At 38.5% G+C, this 25097-nt stretch carries 30 protein-coding genes, 1 tRNA gene and 1 riboswitch; of the genes, 24 read left to right on the forward strand and 7 right to left on the reverse strand.

Going from position 1 to position 25097, the window contains the following annotated elements; translation table 11 throughout:
* Positions 1–209 precede the first annotated feature (209 nt).
* The 7 genes from NQZ71_RS08395 (at position 210) to NQZ71_RS08425 (ending at position 5861) form a co-directional block, all read left to right on the forward strand.
* Positions 210–905 carry a DUF4912 domain-containing protein gene (locus NQZ71_RS08395; RefSeq protein ID WP_260053816.1) on the forward strand — a complete coding sequence of 232 codons (696 nt, stop codon included), beginning with the start codon at positions 210–212 and terminating at the stop codon, positions 903–905.
* The gene (locus NQZ71_RS08400; protein ID WP_317011664.1) at positions 902–3313 is read left to right on the forward strand and encodes a glycosyltransferase; all 2412 of its coding nucleotides are present in this window, start codon (positions 902–904) and stop codon (positions 3311–3313) included. Before NQZ71_RS08395 ends, NQZ71_RS08400 begins: the two co-directional genes overlap by 4 nt.
* 28 nt (positions 3314–3341) lie before the next feature.
* Positions 3342–3968 carry a hypothetical protein gene (locus NQZ71_RS08405; RefSeq protein ID WP_144452640.1) on the forward strand — a complete coding sequence of 209 codons (627 nt, stop codon included), beginning with the start codon at positions 3342–3344 and terminating at the stop codon, positions 3966–3968.
* A 68-nt stretch (positions 3969–4036) separates the two neighbouring features.
* Positions 4037–4186, forward strand: a complete 150-nt coding sequence (gene rpmG / locus NQZ71_RS08410) for a 50S ribosomal protein L33 (RefSeq protein ID WP_101175018.1) — start codon at positions 4037–4039, stop codon at positions 4184–4186.
* Positions 4187–4262: 76 nt separating this feature from the next.
* Positions 4263–4841 carry a 5-formyltetrahydrofolate cyclo-ligase gene (locus NQZ71_RS08415; protein WP_317011665.1) on the forward strand — a complete coding sequence of 193 codons (579 nt, stop codon included), beginning with the start codon at positions 4263–4265 and terminating at the stop codon, positions 4839–4841.
* Positions 4834–5601 (forward strand): DUF92 domain-containing protein, encoded by a 768-nt coding sequence (locus NQZ71_RS08420; RefSeq protein WP_317011666.1) that lies wholly within the window; start codon positions 4834–4836, stop codon positions 5599–5601. Before NQZ71_RS08415 ends, NQZ71_RS08420 begins: the two co-directional genes overlap by 8 nt.
* A gap of 65 nt (positions 5602–5666) precedes the next feature.
* On the forward strand, positions 5667–5861 hold the full coding sequence (locus NQZ71_RS08425) for a hypothetical protein (protein ID WP_144452643.1): 195 nt from the start codon (positions 5667–5669) through the stop codon (positions 5859–5861).
* Between the two features lie 62 nt (positions 5862–5923).
* On the opposite strand, the gene NQZ71_RS08430 is transcribed toward NQZ71_RS08425, so the two are convergent.
* Complete coding sequence (locus NQZ71_RS08430) at positions 5924–6796, reverse strand: hypothetical protein (RefSeq protein ID WP_260053820.1); 873 nt, start codon at positions 6794–6796, stop codon at positions 5924–5926.
* A gap of 239 nt (positions 6797–7035) precedes the next feature.
* Between NQZ71_RS08430 and NQZ71_RS08435 the strand changes: the two genes are divergently transcribed.
* The 6 genes from NQZ71_RS08435 (at position 7036) to NQZ71_RS08460 (ending at position 12079) form a co-directional block, all read left to right on the forward strand.
* Positions 7036–7239 (forward strand): YqgQ family protein, encoded by a 204-nt coding sequence (locus NQZ71_RS08435; protein WP_260053821.1) that lies wholly within the window; start codon positions 7036–7038, stop codon positions 7237–7239.
* Positions 7240–7267: 28 nt separating this feature from the next.
* Positions 7268–8227 (forward strand): ROK family glucokinase, encoded by a 960-nt coding sequence (locus tag NQZ71_RS08440; RefSeq protein WP_260053822.1) that lies wholly within the window; start codon positions 7268–7270, stop codon positions 8225–8227.
* Between the two features lie 375 nt (positions 8228–8602).
* Entirely contained in the window at positions 8603–9790 is a 1188-nt protein-coding gene (locus NQZ71_RS08445; RefSeq protein ID WP_144452647.1) for a M14 family metallopeptidase, read from the forward strand.
* Between the two features lie 117 nt (positions 9791–9907).
* Positions 9908–11017 (forward strand): YqgU-like beta propeller domain-containing protein, encoded by a 1110-nt coding sequence (locus NQZ71_RS08450; RefSeq protein WP_317011667.1) that lies wholly within the window; start codon positions 9908–9910, stop codon positions 11015–11017.
* 86 nt (positions 11018–11103) lie between these two features.
* Positions 11104–11418 (forward strand): MTH1187 family thiamine-binding protein, encoded by a 315-nt coding sequence (locus NQZ71_RS08455; protein ID WP_127737462.1) that lies wholly within the window; start codon positions 11104–11106, stop codon positions 11416–11418.
* A 22-nt stretch (positions 11419–11440) separates the two neighbouring features.
* The gene (locus NQZ71_RS08460) at positions 11441–12079 is read left to right on the forward strand and encodes an MBL fold metallo-hydrolase (RefSeq protein WP_311200959.1); all 639 of its coding nucleotides are present in this window, start codon (positions 11441–11443) and stop codon (positions 12077–12079) included.
* A 45-nt stretch (positions 12080–12124) separates the two neighbouring features.
* Here the strand turns inward: NQZ71_RS08460 and NQZ71_RS08465 are convergent, their stop codons facing one another.
* From NQZ71_RS08465 to NQZ71_RS08480, 4 genes are all read right to left on the reverse strand, one after another.
* Positions 12125–12844 (reverse strand): helix-turn-helix transcriptional regulator, encoded by a 720-nt coding sequence (locus NQZ71_RS08465; protein ID WP_144452649.1) that lies wholly within the window; start codon positions 12842–12844, stop codon positions 12125–12127.
* 214 nt (positions 12845–13058) lie between these two features.
* Positions 13059–13130: transfer RNA gene (locus NQZ71_RS08470), tRNA-Gln, on the reverse strand.
* Positions 13131–13190: 60 nt separating this feature from the next.
* Positions 13191–13286: a YjcZ family sporulation protein gene (locus NQZ71_RS08475; protein WP_127737464.1), complete on the reverse strand. Its 96-nt coding sequence runs from the start codon at positions 13284–13286 to the stop codon at positions 13191–13193.
* A 139-nt stretch (positions 13287–13425) separates the two neighbouring features.
* Entirely contained in the window at positions 13426–13560 is a 135-nt protein-coding gene (locus tag NQZ71_RS08480; RefSeq protein WP_260055392.1) for a hypothetical protein, read from the reverse strand.
* Positions 13561–13719: 159 nt separating this feature from the next.
* Here NQZ71_RS08480 and comGA point away from each other — a divergent pair, with 159 nt between their 5' ends.
* The 8 genes from comGA to NQZ71_RS08520 are packed head-to-tail and all read left to right on the forward strand — an operon-like array spanning position 13720 to position 17915.
* Positions 13720–14781: a competence type IV pilus ATPase ComGA gene (gene comGA / locus NQZ71_RS08485; protein ID WP_144453374.1), complete on the forward strand. Its 1062-nt coding sequence runs from the start codon at positions 13720–13722 to the stop codon at positions 14779–14781.
* Positions 14756–15808: a competence type IV pilus assembly protein ComGB gene (gene comGB, locus NQZ71_RS08490; RefSeq protein WP_144452650.1), complete on the forward strand. Its 1053-nt coding sequence runs from the start codon at positions 14756–14758 to the stop codon at positions 15806–15808. The genes comGA and comGB overlap by 26 nt, the downstream gene beginning before the upstream one ends.
* Before the next feature lie 11 nt (positions 15809–15819).
* Positions 15820–16122, forward strand: a complete 303-nt coding sequence (gene comGC / locus NQZ71_RS08495; protein ID WP_317011669.1) for a competence type IV pilus major pilin ComGC — start codon at positions 15820–15822, stop codon at positions 16120–16122.
* Positions 16119–16565 (forward strand): competence type IV pilus minor pilin ComGD, encoded by a 447-nt coding sequence (comGD, locus tag NQZ71_RS08500; protein WP_260055391.1) that lies wholly within the window; start codon positions 16119–16121, stop codon positions 16563–16565. The genes comGC and comGD overlap by 4 nt, the downstream gene beginning before the upstream one ends.
* Positions 16549–16866: a hypothetical protein gene (locus tag NQZ71_RS08505; RefSeq protein WP_144452653.1), complete on the forward strand. Its 318-nt coding sequence runs from the start codon at positions 16549–16551 to the stop codon at positions 16864–16866. The genes comGD and NQZ71_RS08505 overlap by 17 nt, the downstream gene beginning before the upstream one ends.
* On the forward strand, positions 16820–17302 hold the full coding sequence (gene comGF / locus NQZ71_RS08510; RefSeq protein WP_260055390.1) for a competence type IV pilus minor pilin ComGF: 483 nt from the start codon (positions 16820–16822) through the stop codon (positions 17300–17302). The genes NQZ71_RS08505 and comGF overlap by 47 nt, the downstream gene beginning before the upstream one ends.
* Complete coding sequence (gene comGG, locus NQZ71_RS08515; RefSeq protein WP_317011670.1) at positions 17299–17676, forward strand: competence type IV pilus minor pilin ComGG; 378 nt, start codon at positions 17299–17301, stop codon at positions 17674–17676. Before comGF ends, comGG begins: the two co-directional genes overlap by 4 nt.
* Positions 17677–17735: 59 nt before the next feature.
* Positions 17736–17915, forward strand: a complete 180-nt coding sequence (locus NQZ71_RS08520) for a YqzE family protein (RefSeq protein ID WP_144452656.1) — start codon at positions 17736–17738, stop codon at positions 17913–17915.
* Positions 17916–17954: 39 nt separating this feature from the next.
* On the opposite strand, the gene NQZ71_RS08525 is transcribed toward NQZ71_RS08520, so the two are convergent.
* Positions 17955–18752 carry a YqhG family protein gene (locus NQZ71_RS08525; RefSeq protein WP_127737472.1) on the reverse strand — a complete coding sequence of 266 codons (798 nt, stop codon included), beginning with the start codon at positions 18750–18752 and terminating at the stop codon, positions 17955–17957.
* Positions 18721–20430, reverse strand: coding sequence for a DEAD/DEAH box helicase (locus tag NQZ71_RS08530; RefSeq protein WP_127737473.1), 1710 nt, complete (start codon positions 20428–20430; stop codon positions 18721–18723). The genes NQZ71_RS08525 and NQZ71_RS08530 overlap by 32 nt, the downstream gene beginning before the upstream one ends.
* Positions 20431–20806: 376 nt before the next feature.
* A riboswitch (glycine riboswitch) is annotated at positions 20807–20896 on the forward strand.
* Between the two features lie 281 nt (positions 20897–21177).
* Between NQZ71_RS08530 and gcvT the strand changes: the two genes are divergently transcribed.
* The 3 genes from gcvT to gcvPB are packed head-to-tail and all read left to right on the forward strand — an operon-like array spanning position 21178 to position 25095.
* Positions 21178–22278, forward strand: coding sequence for a glycine cleavage system aminomethyltransferase GcvT (gcvT, locus tag NQZ71_RS08535; protein ID WP_317011671.1), 1101 nt, complete (start codon positions 21178–21180; stop codon positions 22276–22278).
* 20 nt (positions 22279–22298) lie between these two features.
* A complete protein-coding gene (gene gcvPA, locus NQZ71_RS08540; RefSeq protein WP_317011672.1) occupies positions 22299–23645 on the forward strand; it encodes an aminomethyl-transferring glycine dehydrogenase subunit GcvPA in 1347 nt (448 codons plus the stop codon).
* A complete protein-coding gene (gene gcvPB / locus NQZ71_RS08545) occupies positions 23638–25095 on the forward strand; it encodes an aminomethyl-transferring glycine dehydrogenase subunit GcvPB (RefSeq protein WP_394374120.1) in 1458 nt (485 codons plus the stop codon). The genes gcvPA and gcvPB overlap by 8 nt, the downstream gene beginning before the upstream one ends.
* Positions 25096–25097: the final 2 nt, after the last annotated feature.

Here is a 25097-nt window from a genome sequence, read left to right on the forward strand (position 1 = left end):
ATGCAAAAAATTTTATCACCCTTCATCTTAACAGGGAGAATCATTAGCATGATACGACAAATTCCGTTTATTGTAGGTTCTATCATTCGGTGATACCATATAGGAAGAAGCAAGAATCAGTAAATCGACTAGTAGACTCCAAATTCGACCGATACAATGCGTTCAAACATAAACTTTAAAATAGTATGAAATGAAAGGTGCTGATTCCATTGTTAGAACAGATTATTCATTTAAGGAAGGAAGGCATGTCTTTCCGCAAAATTGCGAAAGAACTGGATATGAGTCTTGGGAAGGTTCAATACCAGTGGACAAAATATACGAAAGAAGTGGAGAAGTCGGAGGAAAAGGAAAGCTCACTTCCTAAAGATTATGCAGAAGCAAGTCCTGCTATACCACCTTTTTTATGGACAAGTATTCAAACATTAAAAAAGAGTAACGGCATGGAGGCGTGGGTCGCAGGAGAAAATAAAGCATTTATTTTCTGGAGTATCCCAACAGCTAAATGGAAGCTTATTTCCTCGTACTGCGGATTCCTTAATGATGATTTGTCATTAAAAATGCGCATCTACGATATTACTAGCATTTATTTCGATGGAAGTAATGCTCATACAACATTGGAAATCCAGTTAGATCATGATAAGAATCAGCTTGTTTTTGAAGGGTTACAGCCAAACAGAAGCTATTGCTTTGAAGTCGGCATACAGGATGGAAGTAGATCTTTCATGCCATTATTAAAGTCTAATCCCCTTCATACACCAAGGACGAGTATATCCCAGTCAGGTGAAAATACAAAGGATGTTATAGATTGGAGCGAAGGGAAATCACCCCTGCCAAATTGGATTGAGCATGTCAGCACATACAGTTATTATGAGACAGAGGCAAAGGAGAGTGTGAAAAAGCAATGAACGTATCGTATTTTCAATTAATCGTTCATGCAGACCTTCCTGTCATGAATTATTATTCCAACAAAAAAGAAGACAAACAAGCATTTTACAAAGCATCCATCGCCTTGCTTACTTTCTTGAAGAGCATGGAAAAGAAGGTATTGCCATACAGTGTTTCCTTTGTGCTACCTCCTGTCTATATAGAACTAACAGAAACAGAAGGCTACCAAGAAGAAATAACTGAATATTTGGAAAAGAATAAATGGCAATGGGAAGAGGAGTATTCCTATTGGCTAAGAATAGACCGTAAAATCACAACAGGCTTAAAAAAGCTGATTTCTGCCCACAAGATAGAGATACTTGCAACTACAGCATCCTATACCTCCATGACAGCTCTTTCGACGAAAAACGGTGTGAAGCTCCAAATGGAAACAGGTCTTTCACTCATAGAGGATCATTTACATATCCGTAATGGCGGGTTTTGGCTCCCTAATGGCGCATATACACCAGGAATTGATTTGCATCTTAAGAAGTCAGGTATTCTTTTCAGCTTCTTACACCATAGCACATTGGCGTTGACTGACCCACTTCCTGTTGTTGAAGGCATGCCGGTGAAGTCACCACATGATTTATGTCTGATTCCTTTAAGACAATGGGCAGAGCTTGGAGAAACAGTAACAGAGAAGATTAGCTGTCTGAAGGATATAACAAAAACAAAAGATACCCTGAATGCTATTGCCTTGAGCTTAACAGAAGTAAATGAGCTCAGTGCTGAAATAGGAGAGGTTTTTGGTGAGAATGAAACGCTGATGCCATTATCACCTGAAACTTATATTCGTCAATTTAGCGATAGCCTAGAGAAGGTTCATATTAGCTCCTCTGCTTTTGATCAAGAAAAGACTTCAAGGTTACTAAAAGACGGTAAGAACTATGCAAAGCTGTCTTTCCTTGAAAAAGAAATAGAAGCATGGCGAGAGCTGAAACTTCCAAATGAAGCGGAAAGAGTACTGAAGCAGCTTGAAAAGGAATGGCTGATGGCCCATGCTGTAATATCCCAAAAAGATTATCAGGATACGTTTTTGCAGGGATTTTACGATGCAGCAGACAAGCTTAGTGCATTTTTTAAAGGCGATATCGATGATAACTGGTTGCAAGAAAGGGAAAGAAAACAGTCTGTCTTTCTCGTACTTCCTTCTGCTTTACCAAAAACGAGCTTACCGCTAGTGAAAAAAGGAAGCAAGAAAAAGATTCTCCTTCTTTCTTGGGAATATCCGCCTAATATAATTGGAGGACTTGGAACACATGTAGCTGGGTTGGCAGAAACGTTAGCAAGACAGTATGAAGTCCATGTTATTACAGCACAGGATATGAATAAAAATCCAGCAGATGAATCCGTGCATGATTCGCTGTTTGTGTATAGAGTTAAGCCTTTGCATCATAGGGAAAAAAACTTCCTCACTTGGATTGGTGGCTTAAATTTAAGTATTTGGGAAAAAGCAATGGAATTGGCTGCTTCTCATTCCTTTGAATTAATACAAGGCCATGATTGGTTAGTAGGTGCAGCTGCTGTATCCTTAAAAGATGAGCTTGGCATACCGTTAGTTACAACAATGCATGCAACAGAGCATGGCAGAAACGGCGGGATCTTTACAGAAATGCAGAGGTTCATTCATGAGAAGGAACGACAGCTTCTAACAGCATCTGATACAGTGATTATATGCAGCGAATATATGAAAACAGAAGTATCCTCTCTATTTTCAATAAGTGGCAGCAAGCTCCATGTCATTCCAAATGGAGTAAAGCTGGATAAAAAGCCACTGCAAAATCCAGCAGAAGAACTAGGGTTGGATCCAACAAAGAAAACAGTCTTTGCAATCGGGAGAATGGTGAAGGAGAAAGGCTTTGAAACATTGCTTGAAGCAGTGACAATGCTTAAAAGAGATGACCTTCAATTTGTCCTTGCAGGTGCAGGCCCGATGTTCAATGAATATAAACAATTTGTGTCATTACATGGCTTAGAACATAAAGTACACTTAATTGGTTATTTACCAGAAGATAAAAAGAACGGCTTCTTTCAAGCTGCAGATATAGTTATTATCCCAAGTTATTATGAACCTTTCGGAATTGTAGCATTAGAATCACTGCTGTTTGAGAAACCGACAATCGTTTCGAATACGGGAGGACTAAAGGGAATTGTAGAGCATGGAAAGACTGGCATGCTGATGGAGCCAGGCAATACAGGAAGCATGCTAGAGCAATTGCATTCATTATTGGAAGATCAGCTTTTGGCTGAGGAAATTGGCAGAAACGGGAGAATCCTTGTAGAGAAGCTGTTTGGCTGGAGTAGAGTCGGTGATGAAACATCAAGGGTTTTTGAAGAAACAATCTTAAATTTGAGAATGGCTGAAAAAGCCTCTTTAAAGGAATAAAAAACTTAATGAAAAAAAGGTGAGTAGGATGAAAACGGAGATTTCTTTACAGTCTGATTTTCAGAATGTCGACAAAGAAATGACAAGAAGCAAGTTGGTCAGCACTCCTGGATTATGGATTAACGGCAAAATTTGCTGGCTCCAGAACGGTTATGAAAAAATACTGCCAGAATACTCAGTTTCGGTACATGTTAAAAGTGTTCAAAAGCATTCGAAGGTTCAATATAATGAAATTTATGTGAGAAATCATTCAAAAGAGAATATTGAGGTAAAGGTGCTGCTTCTCAGTCATTTCTCCAAGTCCGATCCGAATCATCTTGCTTTTGTTTCACCGACAGATAACGTCATTTTTCATTCTGTTGAGGATCAGCTAATGCTTGTAAATGGAGAGTTTAATGGAACAAGCCTGGAGCAGAGAACGGTTCAGCCAATTTGGAATGTCCATACAGATTTAATATGGAAGAATCAAGAAAATGGCAGCCTGAAATATTTGCCGATGGGCAAGGGCGGATATGTCAGTATTTGTTCTCTTCATATGAAACTAGCTCCCCAAACCTCCAATGTGGGTAGGACATGGACAATATATGGTAACAATAAAGAAGTGATTATGGACTTAAATCATATTCTATTGAAAAACAGTACTAGCATTTCATAAAAAAAAATGTTATCATATAAAAGTCGTATGCACGAACTAGTATAGCAATAGTTTGGAGGGAAATAACCATGCGTGTCAACATTACGTTAGCTTGCACAGAATGTGGAGATCGTAACTACATTTCTAAAAAAAATAAACGAAATAATCCAGACCGTCTTGAGCTTAAGAAGTATTGCTCAAGAGAAAAACGCACTACAACACACCGCGAAACAAAATAAGACAGAGGGGGGTAACCCTTCTGTTTTTTTTGTATATAAAAAACAATACATATAATAATAAATGGGGGAATTTGCTATGACAGAAAGTAAACAGGAAATTAGAAGCAGGGTCCTTGCAGAGCTACGGGCCATCCCTAAGCCAGCATATGAGCAGCTTTCTTATGAAATAGCCCAAAATCTATATAACCATCCTCTTTTTCAAAAGGCTAGTCATGTTGGGGTGACCATTTCAAGATTTCCAGAAGTTGACACTTATCAAATTATCAGAGCTGCTTGGGCACAAGGCAAAAAGGTAAGTATTCCGAAATGCCTGCCAAAAACACGCGCGATGGAATTTCGTATACTAGAACGCTTTGATCAGCTAGAGTCTATTTATAGTGGACTTTATGAACCAATGGAAGCAGAGACTAAATTAACAGAAGCAAATGAAATAGAGCTGCTGCTTGTCCCTGGGGTTGCTTATTCTAAGGATGGCTATCGAATTGGATTCGGAGGCGGATATTATGACCGTTTTCTGAAGAGTTTCCATGGCACGACAATCTCGCTTGCGATTGAAAGCCAATTGGAGAAGTCTTTACCGATTGAAAGCCATGACATTCCGGTCCAGCATATCATAACAAATAAAGGCGCAATGGTTGTGGGAGCAAATGATTAGTATCATCATTATCCTGCTTGCTGTCTTTTTTGCCTGGAAAGAAGGATATTTAAGCAAAAGCGGCAGTATAGCAGCCTTTTTTGTCGGAATAGGCATCCAATTTGGCTTCCACTATCAAGGCTTTATTTTACTTGGAGTCTTTTTTCTTACGTCTAGTTTGCTGTCTAAGTTTAAAAAAGACAAAAAAACCAAGATGGAGGATATGCATGAAAAGGGTTCCACTAGAGACTATATGCAGGTGATAGCAAATGGTGGGGCTGCAGCGATTGTTAGTTTGCTTTATGGCTGGAACGGGGAACACGGTCTAATCGTTCTGTTTGCCGTTTTGCTTGCTGCAGCAAACTCAGATACTTGGGCATCGGAAATTGGACCATTAAGCAGAAATAAACCATTCTCTATCAGAACCTTTAAAAAAGCAGAGGCAGGAACTTCTGGTGCCATGAGTGTTACAGGCACATTTGCCGGAATTATGGGGTCGTTGCTGATTGGACTATGTGCATTTATGCTGTTTCCAATAAGTATTGGTGAATTTTTGTTGATTTTTGTCTTTGGCTTTATCGGTAATTTAATTGATACAATCTTAGGTGCCTTTGTACAAGCTGAGTATAAATGTACAGTTTGCGGCGCAAAAGTGGAAAAACGCATACATCATGACAGAAAAGCTAAAAAGATCAAAGGATTTACTGTATTAAATAATGATGCAGTCAATATCCTTTCAGGTGTAATTGCTGCACTTCTTGCTTCCTTTTTTGTCTTGTAATTATCTGAAAAAGTTTGGATAAAAAAAAGCAGCTTATCCCAAACTAATCAATAGGAGGGATGAAAATGTCTAGAATTTTATCCATTGTATTGATTGGTATAGGTGGTTACATGCTGTTAACTAAAAGATACCGCATTTTGAACACTGTATTGAAAAGCCCGATTGTCAGACAATATTTAATAAAGATTGTTATGAATTTTCCAGGCTTGCGCAATAAAATGATGGGCAATGTATTTTCTAAGCCTACTGTGTACCAATAAGTAAAATGATTACCCCCAATCAAAGACAGATTGGGGGTGTTTTATGTTTACAATATGCTTTCTCATCCAGCAGAAATTTGCTGTCTTAAAATAACAGGCTCATTATCTGCTGTTGTGAAGACGACTAGCAGATGGTCCTTAGCCAGTAAAATGACAGGAATAGTGCTTCCAATCGGTTTTGTGACAGTGCCATCCTCTTTTGTTATTCCCAGGAAATAATTTTTGTATAGTCCTTCTGTCAATTGTCCGATAATTGTTGCCGTCTGAGCCTGTGTAAATCCAGGAAATGGTTTGTCATTATAGGCAGCAAGATCTGTTAGTAAAATTTTGTTAGGATAATCCTCTGAATTAACAGAGAAATGCTTTAATGCATCCTTTACATGATAATTAATAACATCCTCTGTTTCTTTATCTAGTAATCCTTTCCATTCCTTTTGTGCCTCTGATTGAGGTGTGGAAAAGCTGAATGCACCTTTATCAAACTTAGAGTTAACTACATACATATGATTGGAGGAAAGCTTCTGGGAGCTAAAGATACGATCATTTTCATCATGGATTTCGGCATAATGGAAGGCGATAGCTTGAAACAGTCTGCTTTCTCTTTCTACAACAGTTTTATCCTCTGTCAGCTCCATCGTATTTTGCTTCCAAGCACCCATTGTGTTTAGCAAACGTCCGTTTGCATAGAGCAGCCCCATGTTTTGCCTTAAGTAAGCTTTTTTATTAACATTGCTCTTCGTTTCCCAAAGAACACTGTATTCGTCATATCTTTGTTTCCCAAGCTCCAAATTAGTTGCTGCTGTTGGAAAAGAGACACTTGTATCAATTGGAAAATAGGTTATGCTTTCTTTAGCAATTTGATTTTGCTGAAAAAAATAAACAGAACTAATGATAATTACTAATGATATGGTTAAAACAATATAATCCTTCTTCAAAATAAACACCACTTTTCCCATTGGATAAACGTAAAGGACAACCTTTTTCATTTGTTACAATATATGAAGAGAAAGGGGCAGAAATTCATTGTTTTTTTTTACGTTTATTTATTGGAGAAGTGCAAACTAGAGCAATATCTCGTTCTTGAGTAAAAACGACTTTTCAATTATACTAAAAAATGAAAACGATTTAATGAGGAAGGAAATTCCCTTAACTAGGGAAGGTTTTAGGGCGCAAAATGAAAACGATTTACGATGTGCAACAATTTTTAAAAAGGTTCGGAACGATCATATATGTAGGAGACAGATTAGGTGATTTGGAGCTAATGAAGGCAGAGTTAAATGATCTCGCTCATACAGAAATAATTGAGCAACAAGAGTTTGAGATGGCTGTTTTACTATTAAATCAAGAAATACAGAAATTAAAAGAGAAGCAGAAATAGAAATAGAAATAGATTGGGGAGAATGCAAATGCAGGAAAAATGGGTGGTTGGAATCGACTTAGGCGGTACGACAGTAAAAATTGCTTTCTTAACAATAGATGGTAGTATGATTGATAACTGGGAAATTCCTACTGATAATTCAAATGAAGGTGCAAATATCACTAGTGATATCGCAAAGTCTATTAATGAGAAACTAACAGAATGGAAGCACAACAAGGAAGATGTGCTAGGCGTCGGAATGGGAGCTCCTGGTCCCTTTGATTATGAAACAGGGGTCATTTATAATACGGTTAATTTGGGCTGGCCAGATAATTTTCCACTTAAGGAAAGCCTAGAAAGAGATCTCGACTTGCCTGTAATCCTTGATAATGATGCAAACTGTGCTGCTCTTGGTGAAATGTGGAAGGGTGCTGGTGAAGGCTATAAGAATCTTGTCTGCGTAACATTAGGCACAGGAGTTGGCGGCGGTATTATTGTTGATGGAAAGATTGTACAAGGAGCAAAAGGTGCTGCTGGTGAAATCGGCCATATTACATCAATAGTGGAAAATGGCGCACCTTGCAACTGTGGAAAATCAGGCTGTTTGGAAACCATTTCTTCAGCAACAGGAATTGTTCGAATTGCAAAAGAGAAGCTTGCGGAAAATCCTAACAGCAGTATGCAGCAAATTCTCCAAGACAATGGCAGCCTTTCTGCAAAGGATGTATTTGACCAAGCAAATGCTGGAGATGTGCTAGCAAATGATGTTGTTTCTTTTGTAGCACTTCATTTAGGTCTGGTCCTTGCTAATATTGCTAATACATTAAATCCAGAGAAAATAGTGCTTGGCGGCGGTGTTTCAAAAGCAGGAGATGTTTTATTAAAGCCTGTTAACGAGTACTTCAAAAAGTACTCCTTCAGTGCTGTTGCTCAGTCAACTGTAATCGATGTTGCTACATTGGGGAACGCTGCAGGTGTTATTGGGGCAGCATTGCTTGCAAAAAAATAAAATAATCAGTATTGAATATTGATAACCTCAAACTATTATGCGATGTAACAAATGGTTCGCGTAATGGTTTGGGGTTTTTTCCTGTTTTTCAGGGCAAACTGCTTCTCAATTACTTTTTAGTGGAGCGGCGGACGCTCATCTCCTTGACCCTGCAGGTGAGTTAAGTATTATACGTTTCTTCAGTGAAAGGAAGCGGATTTAAAATAAGTTGAATTATTTATTTCATGTTGTGATATAACCTATTTTTTATGCGCAGAAGGAGGTATATGTTACAATTGGAATAAATTAGGTTTTTGTTGATAATTGAAGGATAAGAAAAAGAATCGTTTTCATTCTCCCATCATAAGTATATACAGATGAAAGGAGTGTATATTTATGGAGGTTGTGGCAAGGAATGGTGACACTCTATCGTATTACAGCAGGCTGTTTATGATACCAATCCAGCTGCTCATTGACAGCAATTCAGCTTGCAATCCAGAAAGCCTTAATAAAGGAGATTGCATAAAAATCCCAGGGTTCCAAGCAGAAACGCTCCATTTACAGGATGGAGATGCATTATGGAAAATAGCAGGAAAAAGAAATATTTCAGTAGATAGTTTGCTTTTACTAAATCAAGCTTTAAGCATGAAGGACATTCATGCTGGAACAGCAGTAATTGCACCAAAAAGAGTAATGCAAAAATCGGTGGATGCAAGAAAGAAGTACGATTCACAAGCATTAAAAAACGACTTAGAAAAGCTAAAGGAGCATTATCCTTTTATTCAAATAAACATCTTAGGGAAAAGTGTTCTTGAAAACGATATATATGAAATTAGAATTGGCCGTGGAAGCAGAAAAGTACATATGAATGGAAGCTTCCATGCGAATGAATGGATTACTTCGGCAATCTTGATGTCGTATGTTAATGATTATCTGCTGGCTGTTACAAATGGTGGTAAAATCAATAATTTAGAAACATTTCCTATATATCAAAATGTAGATATCTCGATTGTACCAATGGTTAACCCTGATGGAGTCGATTTGGTTCTTAACGGACCCGATGAGCGTGTTTTCGATAAAGTAGTTACAATAAATGAAGGCAGCATGGACTTTACAGGATGGAAGGCAAATATAAACGGCGTGGATTTGAATAACCAATTCCCTGCGTATTGGGAAATAGAGAAGGAAAGAAAAGAACCGAAAAGCCCTGCTCCACGTGATTATCCTGGGGAGGCTCCACTTTCAGAGCCTGAAGCGAAAATCATGGCAAAGCTGGCAGAAGAACGAAATTTCAGCAGAATGATTGCTTTCCATACACAGGGGAAGGAATTCTATTGGGGATATGAAAATTTCGAACCGTCGGAATCAGCAATGCTTGCAAATGAGTTTGCCAGACTAAGTGGCTATAAAGCAGTCCAAAATGTCGATAGTCATGCTGGCTATAAGGATTGGTTCATTCAGGAATTTCGGCAACCAGGCTTTACCCTTGAATTGGGGAAGGGTATTAACCCGCTTCCATTATCACAATTCGATGATATTTATAAAGACGTGCTTGGAATATTTTTGGCATCCTTGTATTTGTAAAATCTACTTCATAAAATAAGCGGAAATTATTAGAAATGGTCGAATATGTTCACACTTTTTATGTTAATATTCAAGGTAGTGAACTGCTAGAAAACATAATAAAAGGGTGTGAAAAGGATGGTATGCCTTTCAAAGAGAAATGTGCATGGATTATTTCTTCTCTTGCTCATTTTCACACTTGTTTTATCTGGATGCTCCCATAAACAGAAGGAAACAACGAGTAAAGAGGATGAGAAAGACAATCAAAAAAAAGAAAAAATACAAGCATTGGCATTGCCAATGCAAGCAGAAAATGGGGAACTTTTGGAAGTGTCTGGATGGCTTGATGACCATACAATTTGCTATATAAGCAAGGGCGATAGCTATTATGTTTTTAAATATGATATTTATTCAGGCAAGCATACACTTTTGTATACGAGTGCGAATGAAATATCAGCCTTGAAAATTAGTCCTGATTATTCGAAGCTGCTTGTTTTTACAAATGAAGAAAATTATCAAGGAACGATAGCAATTTTAAACAATGAGGGAAAACAGCTTTTTTCTAAGCAACTTAAAAGCTATGAAGCAGAATTTGTCTGGAATCCTTTTGATGAAGATAAGCTGTTAGTTTCTTCCTTTACAAAGGAGTGGGCCAGCAGTTCTCATCTGCTGTCGATTCAAAAAGGAACATTGGAAGAAGTAAGTCTAGATAATCCGTTTATTGTTTGGACAGACAAAGAAACCTTCGCTTATTTAGGCTGGCAGGAGGATATGGCGTCTATTTCTTCACCAGTAACAAGTAAAAATATTTATACTGGGGAACAATCGGTATTAGAAAGCGACGCATACTCTATCGGAAGTAAAGGCTCTTCCGTCTTCACCATCTCAGATGATCCAGAAAATATGCAAAAGGCTCATTACACCTTTTATAATAAGCTGAAAGCAAAATCAGAGATTTCTCTGCCGCGTTTGTCTAATTTTTCGGATTGGCTTATCCCATACTATGATATTGCTGACGATAAGATGTACACCTTTTATCCCGAAGAGTCAGGAGATGCAACGACATATGCGGGAACGTATACTTTTGTCACCATTGATATGTCAAGCGGGGAAACAGAAAACGTGATAAAAAAAGACTTGGAGAACGAGCCAATCAGCATTTCACCTGATGGAAAATGGTCATTATACGGATTTTATATGGGAAATATCATAAATCTTGAAACAGGGGAGATTATTCCCCTGTTTTAATGTTTACATCGTTGATGCTTGAGATTCGTTAAAAATTATGACATTATTAAAAATACAAAACTAAGTTACAAAAGGAGTTTTTTTTGATGGCAATAGTAGATGTAACAGTGATACCAATAGGTACAGAATCACCAAGTGTCAGTGCGTATGTAGCAGATATACAGAAGGTATTAAAATCGTACGAGGAAAAAGGGGCAATTAGATTTCAGCTGACACCAATGAATACAATAATTGAAGGAGAATTGCCAGTCTTGTTTGAAGTGATTCAAGCAATGCACGAGGTGCCATTTTCTAAAGGATTGGTTCGTGTCGCAACAAATATCCGAATAGACGACAGACGTGATGTAAAAAGAAAGATGGAAGAAAAAGTCGACAGAGTTCTAAGCCATCTGCAAGATTAATTAAAGGAATGTGGTGACATAAATGATTCAATATAAACAGATGCCATTAGGACCAATACAAACAAATTGCTATGTAATTTGGAATGAACAAAAAGAATGCTTGATTGTTGACCCAGGCGATAATGGAGCGAAAATCATAAAAACGATTGGAGAAATGGGTGTGCAGCCAATTGCCATTCTGCTTACACATGCTCATTTCGACCATATAGGTGCTGTTGAAACAGTTCGTAATGAATTTAATATTCCTGTTTTTATACATAGTAATGAAGATAATTGGCTTACAGATCCGAAGTTTAATGGTAGCTCTGCCTTTAGGCTGCCAAATCCTGTTGTTTGTGAGCCTGCAGACCATTATTTGGACGAAAATCCTGCAATGAAAATAGGCAGCTTTACTTTTGCCGTTTTGGAAACCCCTGGTCATTCGCCTGGTAGTGTGACGTTTTATTTCGCAGAAGAGGGTGTAGCTTTTTCAGGTGATGCATTGTTTTTTGAAAGCATTGGCAGAACAGATCTCGCAGGCGGAAATCAGCGTACATTGCTTAGCAGCATAAATGACAAGCTGATGACATTGCCTGAAGAAACAGTCATTTTATCAGGGCATGGTAAAAGCACAACAATTGGTCACGAAATGGATCATAATCCTTATATTAATGGGTTCTAAAAAGACAAGCGGATAGGGCAGCCTATCCGCTTGTCTTTTTCATTTTTAGTTACTTATGTGAGCAGGTTCACATACATACGCCTTATACGCACATTGTTGACAGCCTGAAAGCATATTTTGCCGTTCTGATAAGCGGACATCTGGGAACACAGCTTCAAACATGCCAATGAAAAACTGTTGATGCATCATGCATACCTTATCTTTATTCAGCTTCGCTGCTTCCTTGAAGGGACAGTTAAATACTTCGAAATAGATGCTAGATTCCTCTTCATCCCATTCAAATTCAGGCTTCAATCCTGCCAATATGGCGGCATGCTTTAATAGTTGGATTTTATCTTTGTTAGATAATTCTTCGATACTGCTTGATAAGCGGTGAAGCTCTTGCCCCATCATTTCCTTGCCGAAGGAGTATCCAGTTTCATAAAGTGCTTTGCTGCCTTCTGGACCAAGCTTCTCTAATGATTGAAGCAAAATGCTGCTTAATAGCTGGTAGTTGCGAAAAGGAAAGCTTAATTGGATAACCTCTGCTGACAGACGGTATAATTTGCTTGGCCGGCCACCTCTGCCAGTTTTTTTTGTTTCAGCATACAGCATGCGCACATCTTCGAGCTTGGAAAGATGTAGTCTTGCTACATTAGGATGAATAGAGAATTTGTCGGCTATTTCCTGAACAGTCACATCACGATGACAGTTAGTAATATACTGATAAATATAAAATCGAGTTGGATCTGATAATACATTTGTGATTTTTAATGTATGTTCCATAAGTATTTACCTCCTGGAATTTCAGTATTTTTGTTCATTATAATATAGTAAATCACCATATCCACCGTACTAACTATTTGTTTTTAAAAAGTTCACATCTTAGAAAATAATTTTTCACAAAATAGTCACTTTTACAGCATTTGTACAATTTTCATATTGTTAACCTTTTGCCAAGGACAAAAAAAGTACAAAAAGCTACGCTTTTTGTACAAGACTGGGCTAGCTGGATTCGAACCAACGAGTGACGGAGTCAAAGTCCGTTGCCTTACCGCTTGGCTATAGCCCAAAATATTCACTTTGTATTTATATTATGGATATATTGTTATTTCTTTATACCCGTCATTTTTTAATAAACATAAGAAGTACCGATGATGATCAAAAGAATGAACAACACAACAAGCAATGCAAAACCTCCGCCAAATCCAAAACCTGCTTCTCCCATTTCTGTGCACCTCCACTTTTTAAAACATAATGTATCGTATGCCCTTAGTGGATGTCCTGTTTTCTAAATAGGCTCTTTCTTGGCAAAATAGACATATGCCTATATTAAAGAGCTGCTGAATTATCAGCAGCCCACAGTATTATTTATCCGTTTTGTTTATCTTTACATGCTTTGGTCGTTCAGGGTAGGAAGCTTCATTAGCTTTTGGTGCGGTAAGGGTGTTTCTTTTATCCAAAACTTTTCCTGAAAACTCAACTGGATCGCGTCTATCCATTCGAAAACCACCTCCTCTTTATAGAATGGTCAATGTGGGCAACGTAATGCATTGAAAAAAGGAAAAAAAGAATGGAAAAATGGAAAAATTAAAAAAGGAATTTAGCAAGTATTGTCGAAATTTACATATAACCAAAAAGGAAAGGATGTGCAATTTTTATTGATTTCCATTGAAGCTTTAGCAAACCGACTCATAAGGGAGGCTGTTGAAGCGAATGCTACAGATATTCATATTGTCCCCAAAAAGAAAGAATCCCACTTGCAATTTCGCATTTCTCACTCCTTACATCACAGAATGACATTGCCTCAAGCTCAATGTGACAGACTTATTTCACACTTTAAATTTACTGCATCAATGGATATTGGTGAAAGAAGACGGCCGCAAAGCGGTGCTATCAGCACAAAGCTAAATGGTCAGGACATTAGCCTCAGGCTCTCCACATTACCTGCAACTCCACATGAAAGTCTTGTTATTCGTTTGCTTGCTGACAACAGCACCATCCCAATCGACAAAATTTCTTTATTTCCAAACACTTCAAAAAAACTGCTGTCACTGCTGAAATATGCACATGGTCTTGTGCTATTTACAGGACCGACTGGTTCAGGCAAAACCTCCACATTATACTCACTTCTAAACAGCAATTCCCATCTTTACAAGCGAAAGGTCATAAGCCTCGAGGACCCCATTGAAAAACCACAGGATAATGTTCTGCAAGTGCAAGTAAATGAAAAAGCCGGAATTACGTATGCTTCTGGCCTGAGGGCTATTTTACGGCATGATCCAGACATTATTATGGTCGGAGAAATAAGGGATGCAGATACTGCCCGGATAGCTGTAAGGGCATCGCTGACAGGACATCTTGTTCTTGCCACAATGCATACAAGGGATGCAAAGGGAGCTATTTACAGATTGATGGAATTCGGCGTCAGTAAGGTAGATATACAGCAAACCCTTATAGCTGTCACAGCGCAAAGATTAGTGGAGCTTGTCTGTCCGTATTGCAGCACAGATTGTCCGCCTTTTTGCTTTAGCGACCAACATCGCAGCAAAAGGGCAAGTGTATTTGAAATATTGACAGGAAAGCTTATACAATCGCTTCTTGCTGAAACCTATGTTCAAAACTTACACCCCAAACCTGCATTAAAGGAGGCAATCGGCAAGGGGATTGCCTTAGGCTATGTAAAGGAGACTGAGTATGCTCGCTGGATTTATGAAGATTAAGAAGGACAGCTGGAGTTTACGCGAACAATCGCTGTTTTTAAAATGTATTGGCGAGCTGCTGACACAAGGCTATTCCCTTTCGGAAGGTGTCCGCTCAAGTGTTCATTATCTCCCTGCTGATAAACAGGAGGATATTATGTCGGTTCTTGGATCTTTGAAAGGAGGAAATTCCTTTTGTGATAATCTGGCAAGACTAAAATTCAATCAGCAGACGATTAGTTATGTTTATTTCGCTGAAAAACACGGAGGATTTGCGAAGGCATTTCTTGATGCCAGCAACATTATGCAAAACCGGCTGCGAACGCTCCAACAACTTAAAAAAATTCTTTATTACCCCCTCTTTCTAGTCCTTTTCACCATCATTTTGTTCTATTTTGTCCATCAAGTTTTGTTGCCCCAGTTTTCCTCTTTATTTTTATCAATGAGTGTAGAAACAAATTTATTTATGTCCTTCATAATAGGTGCAGGCAGAGCAATGCCTTTTGTTTTGCTGTTAATTGGTGCCTTTCTCCTGTCATTACTCTACTATTACCTTCGAATTTTCCGCAAAAAAGATTCTTTGGAAAGGCTGCGGCTTATGGCGGCTATTCCAGTCATTGGCAAGTGCTTTTCTCTTTATTACACCTATATTTTTTCCTTGCAGCTGAGCCATTTGCTGCAAGGTGGATTTTCTATCTTCGAATCTCTTAAGTTCTTTCAGGAAGCCAAAGAGAATGCTCCCTTGGCACTTGCTGGTGAGAAAGTCATAGATCATTTGAAAAAGGGAGAGAGGATGGAGCAGGCGTTTTTATGCCTTACTTTTTTAGAAAAGGAATTTTGCAGGATTTTGCAGCATGGACAAGAAAATGGCAAGCTGGATCAGGAATTGCATTTTCTCAGCCAATTTTGTATGGATAGCTTGCAGGACATGGTAAATCGTCTTATGAAGAAAATACAGCCAGTTATATATGCCGTTATCGGCATCCTGGTTATATCTATTTACTTGGCCGTTTTACTCCCGATGTTCCAACTATTGAATGGTTTATGAAAGGAGAAAAAATGAGAAACGAAAAAGGCTTTACTTTAATAGAAATGATGATCGTTTTGTTAATTATATCCGTTTTATTAATTGTAACATTACCAAATATCACAAAGCATAATTCAAAAATCAATTCGACAGGCTGTGAGGCGTTTATCAAGATGGTGGAAGCAGAGGTTCAAGCCTATTATATGGACAACAGCAGCTATCCTGACTCTACGGAGGATTTAGTTGCAGAAGGCTACTTAAAAGAAGGTCAGACGACTTGTTCTAATGGGAAGGAGTTATCGATTAATAATGGCTCGGTAGATGTGCAGCAATGAAACAAAAATTAACCGAGTCTGGTTTCACCTTGCTAGAGATGTTAACAGCTTTATCCATTCTACTTGTAATCCTGGCGGTCATTCCGATGCTGTTAAGACCACAATACGAGCTTCTTCAGGAAAGAACCTTTTTTACTCAGTTGCAGACAGATTTGTTATATGCTCAAAATTATGCTTTATCCCATCAAAAAATTATCTATGCTCAATTTAATCCGATGGAGAAAAGATATTATTTTCGTGCTGATTTGAAAACTGGGATGATTGTGGACAGGCATTATCATGAGAGCATTACAATAAATGAGGATTCAACTCCAATTAATTTTACAATAACGCCAAGCGGGAATGTATCTAAGTTTGCTTCATACCGAATAAGTATTGGAGACAATAAATACATTTTCACGATTCAAATTGGAAGAGGGAGGTCATATGTTAAAGAACAGTAAGGGGGTTATTTTGCCTGAGTTTTTTCTTGCCTTTAGCACATGGCTTGTAATTGCCTTCTTTTTTGTACCAGCTTATATGCAGCTGCATATGCAAATGAAGGCAATCGAACATGATCTGCTGGCACATCAGCTTTTATATGAAAGCTTATTGAAATGGAAGGCAGAGGATGTATTTATGGAGAGCCACATTATAAAGGAAGATAACATCATGTTCAGATTCAGGTGGGATGAAGGGAAGGAGGCGTGTATAGAGTATGAGGGGGTATCGGAAAAAACAACCCAGGTTTGTGAAAACATATAAGGGAGAGACAGGCTTTATTTTGGCAGAAATGCTTGTTGCCTTATCGTTGTTTTTAATAATATGCGCCTTTTTTCCTCTTACAATAAAACTCATTACAGACGGCAATGCGGTTTCCCACAGTCTTCGTAGTCTTGAATGGGACGTATTTATTCATCAACTCAAAAAAGAAGTTCGTTTGGCTACATCTGTGCGCGTATCAGAACAAAAGCTGAATTTAACGGTAGAAGGAGAAAATGTTCAGTATGAGAAATATGAAAACAAAATAAGACGAAGAGTGAACGGCTCTGGACATGAGGTATGTCTTCAGGAGGTAGAGAAGGTAGAATTTGAAGCAATAGAGAGTGGTGTGAGAATACTAGTGACAGATACTTCGTTGGATAAAAGAATTGCGGCAGCCCGCTCCTTTTTGAGCCTGAATGAGGCTGAGCTGAAATGAGAAAGTGTCAAAAAGGGTTTATCTATCCCGTAACCTTATCTATTTTTCTGCTTGTCCTCAGCTGTTTTTTGGTGATAACCAGTCTGTTTTTAACAGAAAAAAGAATGTATCACAATTCGAAGGAGCTTCTTGTTCAGGAATATTATTTTATGAGTTCAGTAAAGGCTGTCGAGAAGGAGCTACAAATGGGCGAATATGCGCAACAGGGAGCACTCCAATTAAAAAAAGGTACGGTTGATTATTCGATTGAACAAACGACAAATACTATTTTAAAGGTAGAATACCGCCTCCGCACAAAAAATGTTGAAACCGTTGGTTACAGTTATTTTGACAGGCGTGAAAACAAAATGACAAAGTGGGTCGAGGCGAAGTAACGTATAAAAGAAGCAGTTACAGGAGAGACTAATATCTAAAAGGACGATGTAGGTGAATTATGAAAACAAATGATTATGTAAAATATTTAACACAAACATTTGTGCAATACATGGATCAGCCGAAGGAAGAACGAAAAAAAATAAAGCAAGAAAGACGGGTAAATAAAGAGCCTTTCATGCTTAGATGGTTCGGCATTCTTCCATATGTATTTGCCTATTTCTTTAAGAAGAAATACTGAAAAGAAAAAGGATGAATCCTAAACTGGATTCATCCTTTTTTACATTGCCTCGGAAGCGAGATAGAATAGCCCGCCATTTATAATGGAAACATTGACTTTCGGCTCATATTGCTCTTTTAATGCAAGTCTTTCCATTTCAAGGCTCTCAATAAGCTCCTCCTCTGCATCCTCATAAAAATGCTCCAGCAGATTTAAGTCCTTCGCCCATCTTTCCCTTGCATCTGCAGCCCATTGATGATCTTCCTGCAAAACAGCTTGTCTAATTGTGTTTTCGATCCGAATCATTCCACTTTTTGGCATGATCAGTGGGGAAAGTGTAAAGCAATAGTCCGGGATTTTGGCAGAAAGATTAAACTTCTGGACTGTTTCATGAAAATTATCAACAAGCTGACCGTTGATAAGCTGTAATCCAATCGACCGGAAAACATCTCGTTTGCGGTCACATTGATAGGAAATCTTCACATTCATGGAAAGCCAAGGCTTCAACGCTACATGTTTACTCATTTGTCCCGGAATATTTTCATATAAACGAATATAACCAGACAGCTTTTTGGCACAAGCAAATAGTTGATGCAATCTAGGTGAACCAAAATGAATTAACTCGCCCTTTAAATCCTTTGGTGCATGATTAGGATCTGTAATCAATGTAAGTCTGGCAGGATTGGGAACCCCGCCAGTTTTTTCTAAATAATGCCAATAAAAAGGGCGATTCATCAGCTCTTTATCTAAATCAATGGTTAATTGCACAATCATATAGCCTTGTTGGTCTTCAACAAGCTCACAATCATTAGCTAGAAAAAAACGTTTAAGAAATTGATGAATTTCCTGCTGCTTCATAACTATCACCATCCTTGAGATTTTGGGCAAATTCAATCATGCTAGTCAGGTTATCCATTTTGATTCTCATTTCGCCTTCTGAGTTGGAATTAACAAAAATATCGTTCATATAATCATCCATATTGCCGAAATCAAGCTTTGTCAGAATATCATCTAAGTCTCCGATAACTTTTTCAAACAAGTGAATTTTTTCATAGAGCAATTTAAGAATATGATCTTCTACAGTGTCTTTAATGGCGAAATTATAAATCATAACATCCTTTTTTTGTCCAAGTCTGTGAATCCGGCCGATTCGCTGTTCAAGCCGCATTGGATTCCACGGAAGATCGAAGTTAATAATATGGTTGCAAAATTGCAGGTTAATCCCTTCACCGCCAGCCTCTGTTGCAATTAGTACTTGAGCATGGTTTTGGAATAAATCCCGCATCCAGTCCTTTTTGCCGCGTTTGAACCCGCCTCTAAACGGAACAGAAGTAATGCCATGCTGTTTTAAATACCATTGAAGATATAATTGAGTCGCTCTGTATTCTGTAAAGATAATTACTTTATCATCTGCCCTTTTTATGATTTCAAGGGCTTTTTCAGCCTTGGAATTTTTTGTAATAGCATTGATTTTGCTTGTTAACAGATTTATCGTATCCTGAAATTCCTGAGAAGGATTTTCGGTTTTTTTCATCATGTTTTGTATAGTATAATAGACGGATTCTCTGCTGCTGCAAGCTTCCCTTTGTAAGGTAATCATAGAAAAAGGACTCCTTGTTCGAGCGGCATTGTCATCTGCCTCATAGCCTTTAAGCGACTCTATCGTGTCATAAAGAGCTCTTTCCTCCTCTGTAAATTCGATTGTGACAGCCTCAACAACTCGTTTCGTCCATTCGATGCCAGTATCACTTCTTCTGTTTCGAATCATTACTTTATTTACAAGCTCTTTTAAATGCTCATCATCATTAACAGAACGGGAATCCTTTTTATATTTTTCATAGAAGGCCGTCTCACTCCCTAAATGTCCAGGCTTCAATAAGGAAACAAGGTTGAAGATTTCACTTACCCTGTTTTGAATAGGGGTAGCAGTTAGTAATAGACAGAATTTCTTTTTTAGATTTTGGACAAATTCATAGTTTTTTGTCTTATTATTTTTTAGTTTATGTGCTTCATCTATAATGACAAGGTCGTAGTCGAGGCTATTAATTATTTCCCGGTGTGGAGCTCTTTTAGCTGTATCAATAGAAGATACGACAATATCACATTGCTCCCAAACATAGCTTTTCCGTTGTGATACTGCAGGGATAAAAAACTTAGTATTTAGCTCTATTGCCCATTGCGTAACAAGGGAAGCAGGAACAAGAATCAATACCTTTTTCACCAAACCACGAATCATGTATTCCTTTAAAATAAGCCCTGCTTCAATTGTTTTTCCAAGTCCTACTTCATCAGCCAAAATAGCCTTTCCGTTCATATCCTCAATAACCTTTTTCGCAACCTCAAGCTGATGTGGCAATGGGGTTAAATCAGACAGGTGTTTCGGTGCCTGCAAGCCTTCGAATTCAGGAATGATTGTATGCTGCTCTACTTCTAATGCTAATTGGTAAAGTTCCCAATTTGCCCATGGTCCATCATCATTCATACGTTTCGGCAATTCTTCATTCCATAATTGATCAAAGTTGATTTGGATTGTCATATGCTGCATCCTTTCTTGTTTGTTAAGGAAAAAGATAAAGCCAAGCAAGTTGGCTGAATTATTGAAAAATATTTAAAAATCATAAAAAAGTTATTGCCTTGATATGATTGCAAATGTTAGGATGAAGGTGTAAAACGTTTTCTGTTTTGTAGTGATTTTTAATTTTTTATATGCAAAACATGAACGAAATTAATAATAATATATATAAATAATCGTCTTTATTTGGCATAAAGCCTATAAAGATTTTTTCATAGTTACATATTAGTATGGCCATATTGCAGCAATCTATCCATTTACAAGAAGAAATGCTTCAAAAAAGCCAACAAGAAACTGGCACATTTACCGTATATTTTATAAATACATATAAATATAGCGGATGATAAATAGGGGAGAGACTACGTATGTAGCGCCGAAGGAGCAAGCAAAATTTTGTGAATCTCTCAGGCAAAAGAACTCTATTTTGACGCAGCTCTGGAGAGTGCTGGGATTTCGATACTAATCTGAAATCAGCTGAAGTAATTTTGCGCATACTTCTGCCAGCCACCAAAGGGGACACCCGATTCATTCGGCAAACTTTCAGGTGCAAGGACAGAGACCTTTCTTTATCCAAGGATAAAGGGGAGGTTCTGTCCTTTTTTGCGTACACTTTTTTTATAAGTACACATTCCTTCCTTGGATAAAACTTTAGCGTAGTCATAAATGTTCTATATGCTTTCAACAAATTCATTTGGAAATGGGGATGAAAGGATGAATGAATTAAAACAAACCCCTTTGTATGATTTATACAAGGAGTATGATGGCAAAACAATAGATTTTGGGGGATGGGCGCTGCCTGTACAGTTTTCGAGCATAAAGGAAGAGCATGAAGCAGTTCGTACGAAGGCTGGATTATTCGATGTTTCCCATATGGGAGAGATTGAGGTGAAAGGCAAAAACAGTTTGGACTTTCTCCAAAAAATGCTTACAAACGACGTTTCTAAAATACAGGCTGGTAAAGCGCAATACTCAGCAATGTGCTATGAAAACGGCGGAACGGTTGATGACCTACTTACATATAAGCTTGGTGAAGATCATTATTTATTGGTTGTGAATGCATCCAATATTGAAAAGGACTTTGCATGGCTTGCAAGTCATGTGGAAGGAGAAGTGGAGCTTTCAAATCTTTCTGGTGACTATGCTCAATTGGCATTGCAAGGCCCGCTGGCAGAAGAGACGCTAAAAAAACTTGCTGCTGAAAATATAGAGGATATTGGTTATTTTCAATTCCGGCATACAGCCATAGCAGGTAAGGATGTCCTTTTATCGAGAACAGGATATACAGGAGAGGATGGCTTTGAGATTTATTGCAGCAATGATGATGCTGTGCACCTGTGGAAGGAAATATTGCACGTAGGCAAGGATTCTGGTGTGCTTCCATGCGGTCTTGGCTCAAGAGATACTTTAAGATTTGAAGCAACTCTAGCATTATATGGTCAAGAGTTGACAAAGGATATTTCACCATTGGAGGCTGGCATTGGGTTTGCTGTTAAATTGAACAAGGAAGCAGACTTTATCGGAAAAGCGGCTTTATTAAAGCAAAAGGAATCTGGTTTGCAAAGGAAGCTTGTTGGAATTGAAATGGTCGACAGAGGAATTCCACGCCATGGCTATAAAGTTTATAACAATGGCCAAGTGATAGGGGAAGTGACAACAGGTACACAGTCACCTACTTTAAACAAAGCAATCGGGTTAGCCTTGATTAGAAGTTCTTTTGCTGAAGCAGGCAAAGAGGTACAGGTAGAAATTAGAGGGAAGCTTGTAAAAGCGAAAGTAACAGCTACTCCATTTTATAAAAGGAATAAAGCTTGAACATGACAGGAGGAAAAACGATGAAACACCGCTATTTGCCAATGACTGAAGAAGACAGAAATGCCATGCTTAAAGCGATTGGGGCAGCTTCTGTGGAAGAGCTGTTTTCTGATATTCCAGAAAGTGTTCGTTTTAAAGGGGAATACAATATTAAGAACGCAAAAAGCGAATCTGCACTCTTAAAGGAATTAAGTAAGCTTGCTTTGAAAAATGCAGACAGTAAATCCAATGTTTCCTTTTTAGGTGCAGGTGTATATGATCATTACGCACCAGTAATTGTTGATCATGTCATTTCAAGATCTGAGTTCTACACAGCTTACACTCCATATCAGCCAGAGATCTCTCAAGGAGAACTACAGGCAATTTTTGAATTTCAGACAATGATTTGTGAATTAACAGGCATGGATGTTGCCAATTCCTCCATGTATGATGGCGCAACATCTTTAGCTGAGGCAGGCAGCTTAAGTGCTGGTGTAACGAAAAGAAAAAAAATTCTCATGTCTAGCTGTGTCCACCCTGAAGCAAAGGAAGTAGTGAAAACATATGCAAAGGGTCAATACATTGAAGTGATCGAGGTGCCGCATAAGGATGGTGTTACTGATACAGAAGCGTTGAAGCAGTATATGGGTGACGATGTTGCCGCTGTTATGGTGCAATATCCTAATTTCTTTGGCAGAATCGAACCGCTCAAGGAGCTCGAGGGAATTATTCATGCTCATAAGGCGATGTTCGTTGTTTCAAGCAATCCTCTTGCTCTTGGTGCCTTAACTCCTCCAGGCGCATTTAAAGCAGATATTGTTGTTGGTGATGCTCAGCCTTTCGGTATACCAGCCGCATTTGGCGGACCGCATTGTGGCTATTTTGCTGTTACCTCTAAGTTAATGAGAAAGGTACCAGGCAGACTAGTAGGACAGACGGTTGATGAAAATGGTGCAGTTGGATTTGTTTTAACCCTTCAGGCACGGGAGCAGCATATCAGACGTGATAAAGCGACTTCTAATATTTGCTCCAACCAAGCATTAAATGCATTAGCTGCCTCTGTAGCTATGACTGCATTAGGCAAAAATGGTGTGAAGGAGATGGCTTTGGCGAATATTCAAAAGGCATATTACGCTAAGCTGAAATTCAAAGCAGCTGGTTTTGACATACGCTTCGAAGGTCCATCCTTTAATGAATTTATAGTAGAATGCAAGTCTTCGGTTTCTTCCATTAATAAGGCATTGTTGAAAAAAGGGATTATAGGTGGCTATGACCTCGGCAGAGATTATGAAGGATATGATCAATGTATGCTTGTTGCGGTGACAGAGCTGCGCACAAAAGAAGAAATAGACGAACTTGTCAAAGAATTGGAGGATTATCATGCATAAACATCAACCGCTCATTTTTGAAAACAGCACAACTGGACGAATTGGCTACAGTCTGCCTGAAATGGATATTTCAGAGCTTGATGTTAGTGAGCTTATTCCTGCTGATTATATCCGATCTGAACCTGCTGAGCTTCCAGAAGTATCTGAATTGGACATTATGCGTCATTACACAGCATTGTCCAAAAGAAATCATGGCTTAGATTCCGGTTTTTATCCACTCGGTTCATGTACGATGAAATATAATCCAAAAATAAATGAAAATGTGGCTAGATTTAATGGATTTGCCCATATTCATCCGTTGCAGGACGAAAGCTCAGTACAGGGAGCTTTGGAGTTGATGTATGACCTTCAGCAGCATTTAATAGAAATTACAGGAATGGATGAAGTAACGCTGCAGCCTGCAGCAGGTGCACATGGAGAATGGACTGGATTGATGATGATCCGTGCCTTCCATGAAGCGAATGGGGATGTTAACAGGTCAAAGGTCATTGTTCCAGACTCTGCACATGGTACAAATCCAGCTTCTGCAACGGTAGCAGGATTTGAAACGATTACAGTCAAGTCAGATGAGAATGGTCTTGTGGATTTAGAAGATTTGCGCAGAGTGGTGGGGGAGGATACAGCAGCATTAATGCTGACAAACCCGAACACACTTGGTCTTTTTGAAGAGAATATTTTGGAAATGGCTAAAATTGTCCATGATGCTGGCGGGAAATTATATTATGACGGTGCCAACCTAAATGCCGTTCTTTCAAAAGCAAGACCTGGTGATATGGGCTTTGATGTTGTTCATTTAAACCTCCATAAAACATTTACCGGCCCGCATGGAGGGGGTGGACCTGGTTCAGGTCCAGTTGGAGTTAAAACTGATTTAATCCCGTATCTTCCGAAGCCAGTTATAACGAAGATTGGAGAGGAATATGTATTTGATTATGACCGCCCATTATCGATTGGCAGGGTGAAACCGTACTACGGAAACTTTGGAATTAATGTGCGTGCATACACTTATATTAGATCAATGGGTCCTGATGGATTGAAGGCAGTGACGGAAAATGCTGTTCTTAACGCGAATTATATGATGAGAAGATTAGCGGAATATTATGATTTACCTTTTGACAGACATTGTAAGCATGAATTTGTATTAAGCGGCAGACGTCAAAAGAAATTAGGTGTGCGCACATTGGATATTGCAAAAAGGCTGCTAGACTTTGGCTATCACCCACCGACAATCTACTTCCCGCTTAATGTAGAAGAGTGCATCATGATAGAGCCAACGGAAACAGAATCGAAGGAAACGCTCGACCAATTTATTGATGCCATGATTCAAATAGCGAAAGAGGCAGAGGAAACTCCAGAAATCGTGCAAGAGGCTCCACATACTACAGTAATCGGTCGTCTTGACGAAACGCTCGCTGCAAGAAAGCCAGTTCTTCGCTATATAAAAGCATAATA

This window comes from Niallia taxi, from assembly GCF_032818155.1.
Taxonomy (GTDB): domain Bacteria; phylum Bacillota; class Bacilli; order Bacillales; family Cytobacillaceae; genus Niallia; species Niallia taxi_A.

Coding starts and splice junctions, on each gene's coding strand:
- NQZ71_RS08400 (WP_317011664.1), top strand. CDS start 902: ATGAACGTATCGTATTTTCAATTAATCGTTCATGCAGACCTTCCTGTC.
- NQZ71_RS08405 (WP_144452640.1), top strand. CDS start 3,342: ATGAAAACGGAGATTTCTTTACAGTCTGATTTTCAGAATGTCGACAAA.
- rpmG (WP_101175018.1), top strand. CDS start 4,037: ATGCGTGTCAACATTACGTTAGCTTGCACAGAATGTGGAGATCGTAAC.
- NQZ71_RS08415 (WP_317011665.1), top strand. CDS start 4,263: ATGACAGAAAGTAAACAGGAAATTAGAAGCAGGGTCCTTGCAGAGCTA.
- NQZ71_RS08420 (WP_317011666.1), top strand. CDS start 4,834: ATGATTAGTATCATCATTATCCTGCTTGCTGTCTTTTTTGCCTGGAAA.
- NQZ71_RS08425 (WP_144452643.1), top strand. CDS start 5,667: ATGTCTAGAATTTTATCCATTGTATTGATTGGTATAGGTGGTTACATG.
- NQZ71_RS08435 (WP_260053821.1), top strand. CDS start 7,036: ATGAAAACGATTTACGATGTGCAACAATTTTTAAAAAGGTTCGGAACG.
- NQZ71_RS08440 (WP_260053822.1), top strand. CDS start 7,268: ATGCAGGAAAAATGGGTGGTTGGAATCGACTTAGGCGGTACGACAGTA.
- NQZ71_RS08445 (WP_144452647.1), top strand. CDS start 8,603: ATGGAGGTTGTGGCAAGGAATGGTGACACTCTATCGTATTACAGCAGG.
- NQZ71_RS08450 (WP_317011667.1), top strand. CDS start 9,908: ATGGTATGCCTTTCAAAGAGAAATGTGCATGGATTATTTCTTCTCTTG.
- NQZ71_RS08455 (WP_127737462.1), top strand. CDS start 11,104: ATGGCAATAGTAGATGTAACAGTGATACCAATAGGTACAGAATCACCA.
- NQZ71_RS08460 (WP_311200959.1), top strand. CDS start 11,441: ATGATTCAATATAAACAGATGCCATTAGGACCAATACAAACAAATTGC.
- NQZ71_RS08465 (WP_144452649.1), bottom strand. CDS start 12,844: ATGGAACATACATTAAAAATCACAAATGTATTATCAGATCCAACTCGA.
- NQZ71_RS08475 (WP_127737464.1), bottom strand. CDS start 13,286: ATGGGAGAAGCAGGTTTTGGATTTGGCGGAGGTTTTGCATTGCTTGTT.
- NQZ71_RS08480 (WP_260055392.1), bottom strand. CDS start 13,560: ATGGATAGACGCGATCCAGTTGAGTTTTCAGGAAAAGTTTTGGATAAA.
- comGB (WP_144452650.1), top strand. CDS start 14,756: ATGCTCGCTGGATTTATGAAGATTAAGAAGGACAGCTGGAGTTTACGC.
- comGC (WP_317011669.1), top strand. CDS start 15,820: ATGAGAAACGAAAAAGGCTTTACTTTAATAGAAATGATGATCGTTTTG.
- comGD (WP_260055391.1), top strand. CDS start 16,119: ATGAAACAAAAATTAACCGAGTCTGGTTTCACCTTGCTAGAGATGTTA.
- NQZ71_RS08505 (WP_144452653.1), top strand. CDS start 16,549: ATGTTAAAGAACAGTAAGGGGGTTATTTTGCCTGAGTTTTTTCTTGCC.
- comGF (WP_260055390.1), top strand. CDS start 16,820: ATGAGGGGGTATCGGAAAAAACAACCCAGGTTTGTGAAAACATATAAG.
- comGG (WP_317011670.1), top strand. CDS start 17,299: ATGAGAAAGTGTCAAAAAGGGTTTATCTATCCCGTAACCTTATCTATT.
- NQZ71_RS08520 (WP_144452656.1), top strand. CDS start 17,736: ATGAAAACAAATGATTATGTAAAATATTTAACACAAACATTTGTGCAA.
- NQZ71_RS08525 (WP_127737472.1), bottom strand. CDS start 18,752: ATGAAGCAGCAGGAAATTCATCAATTTCTTAAACGTTTTTTTCTAGCT.
- NQZ71_RS08530 (WP_127737473.1), bottom strand. CDS start 20,430: ATGACAATCCAAATCAACTTTGATCAATTATGGAATGAAGAATTGCCG.
- gcvT (WP_317011671.1), top strand. CDS start 21,178: ATGAATGAATTAAAACAAACCCCTTTGTATGATTTATACAAGGAGTAT.
- gcvPA (WP_317011672.1), top strand. CDS start 22,299: ATGAAACACCGCTATTTGCCAATGACTGAAGAAGACAGAAATGCCATG.
- gcvPB (WP_394374120.1), top strand. CDS start 23,638: ATGCATAAACATCAACCGCTCATTTTTGAAAACAGCACAACTGGACGA.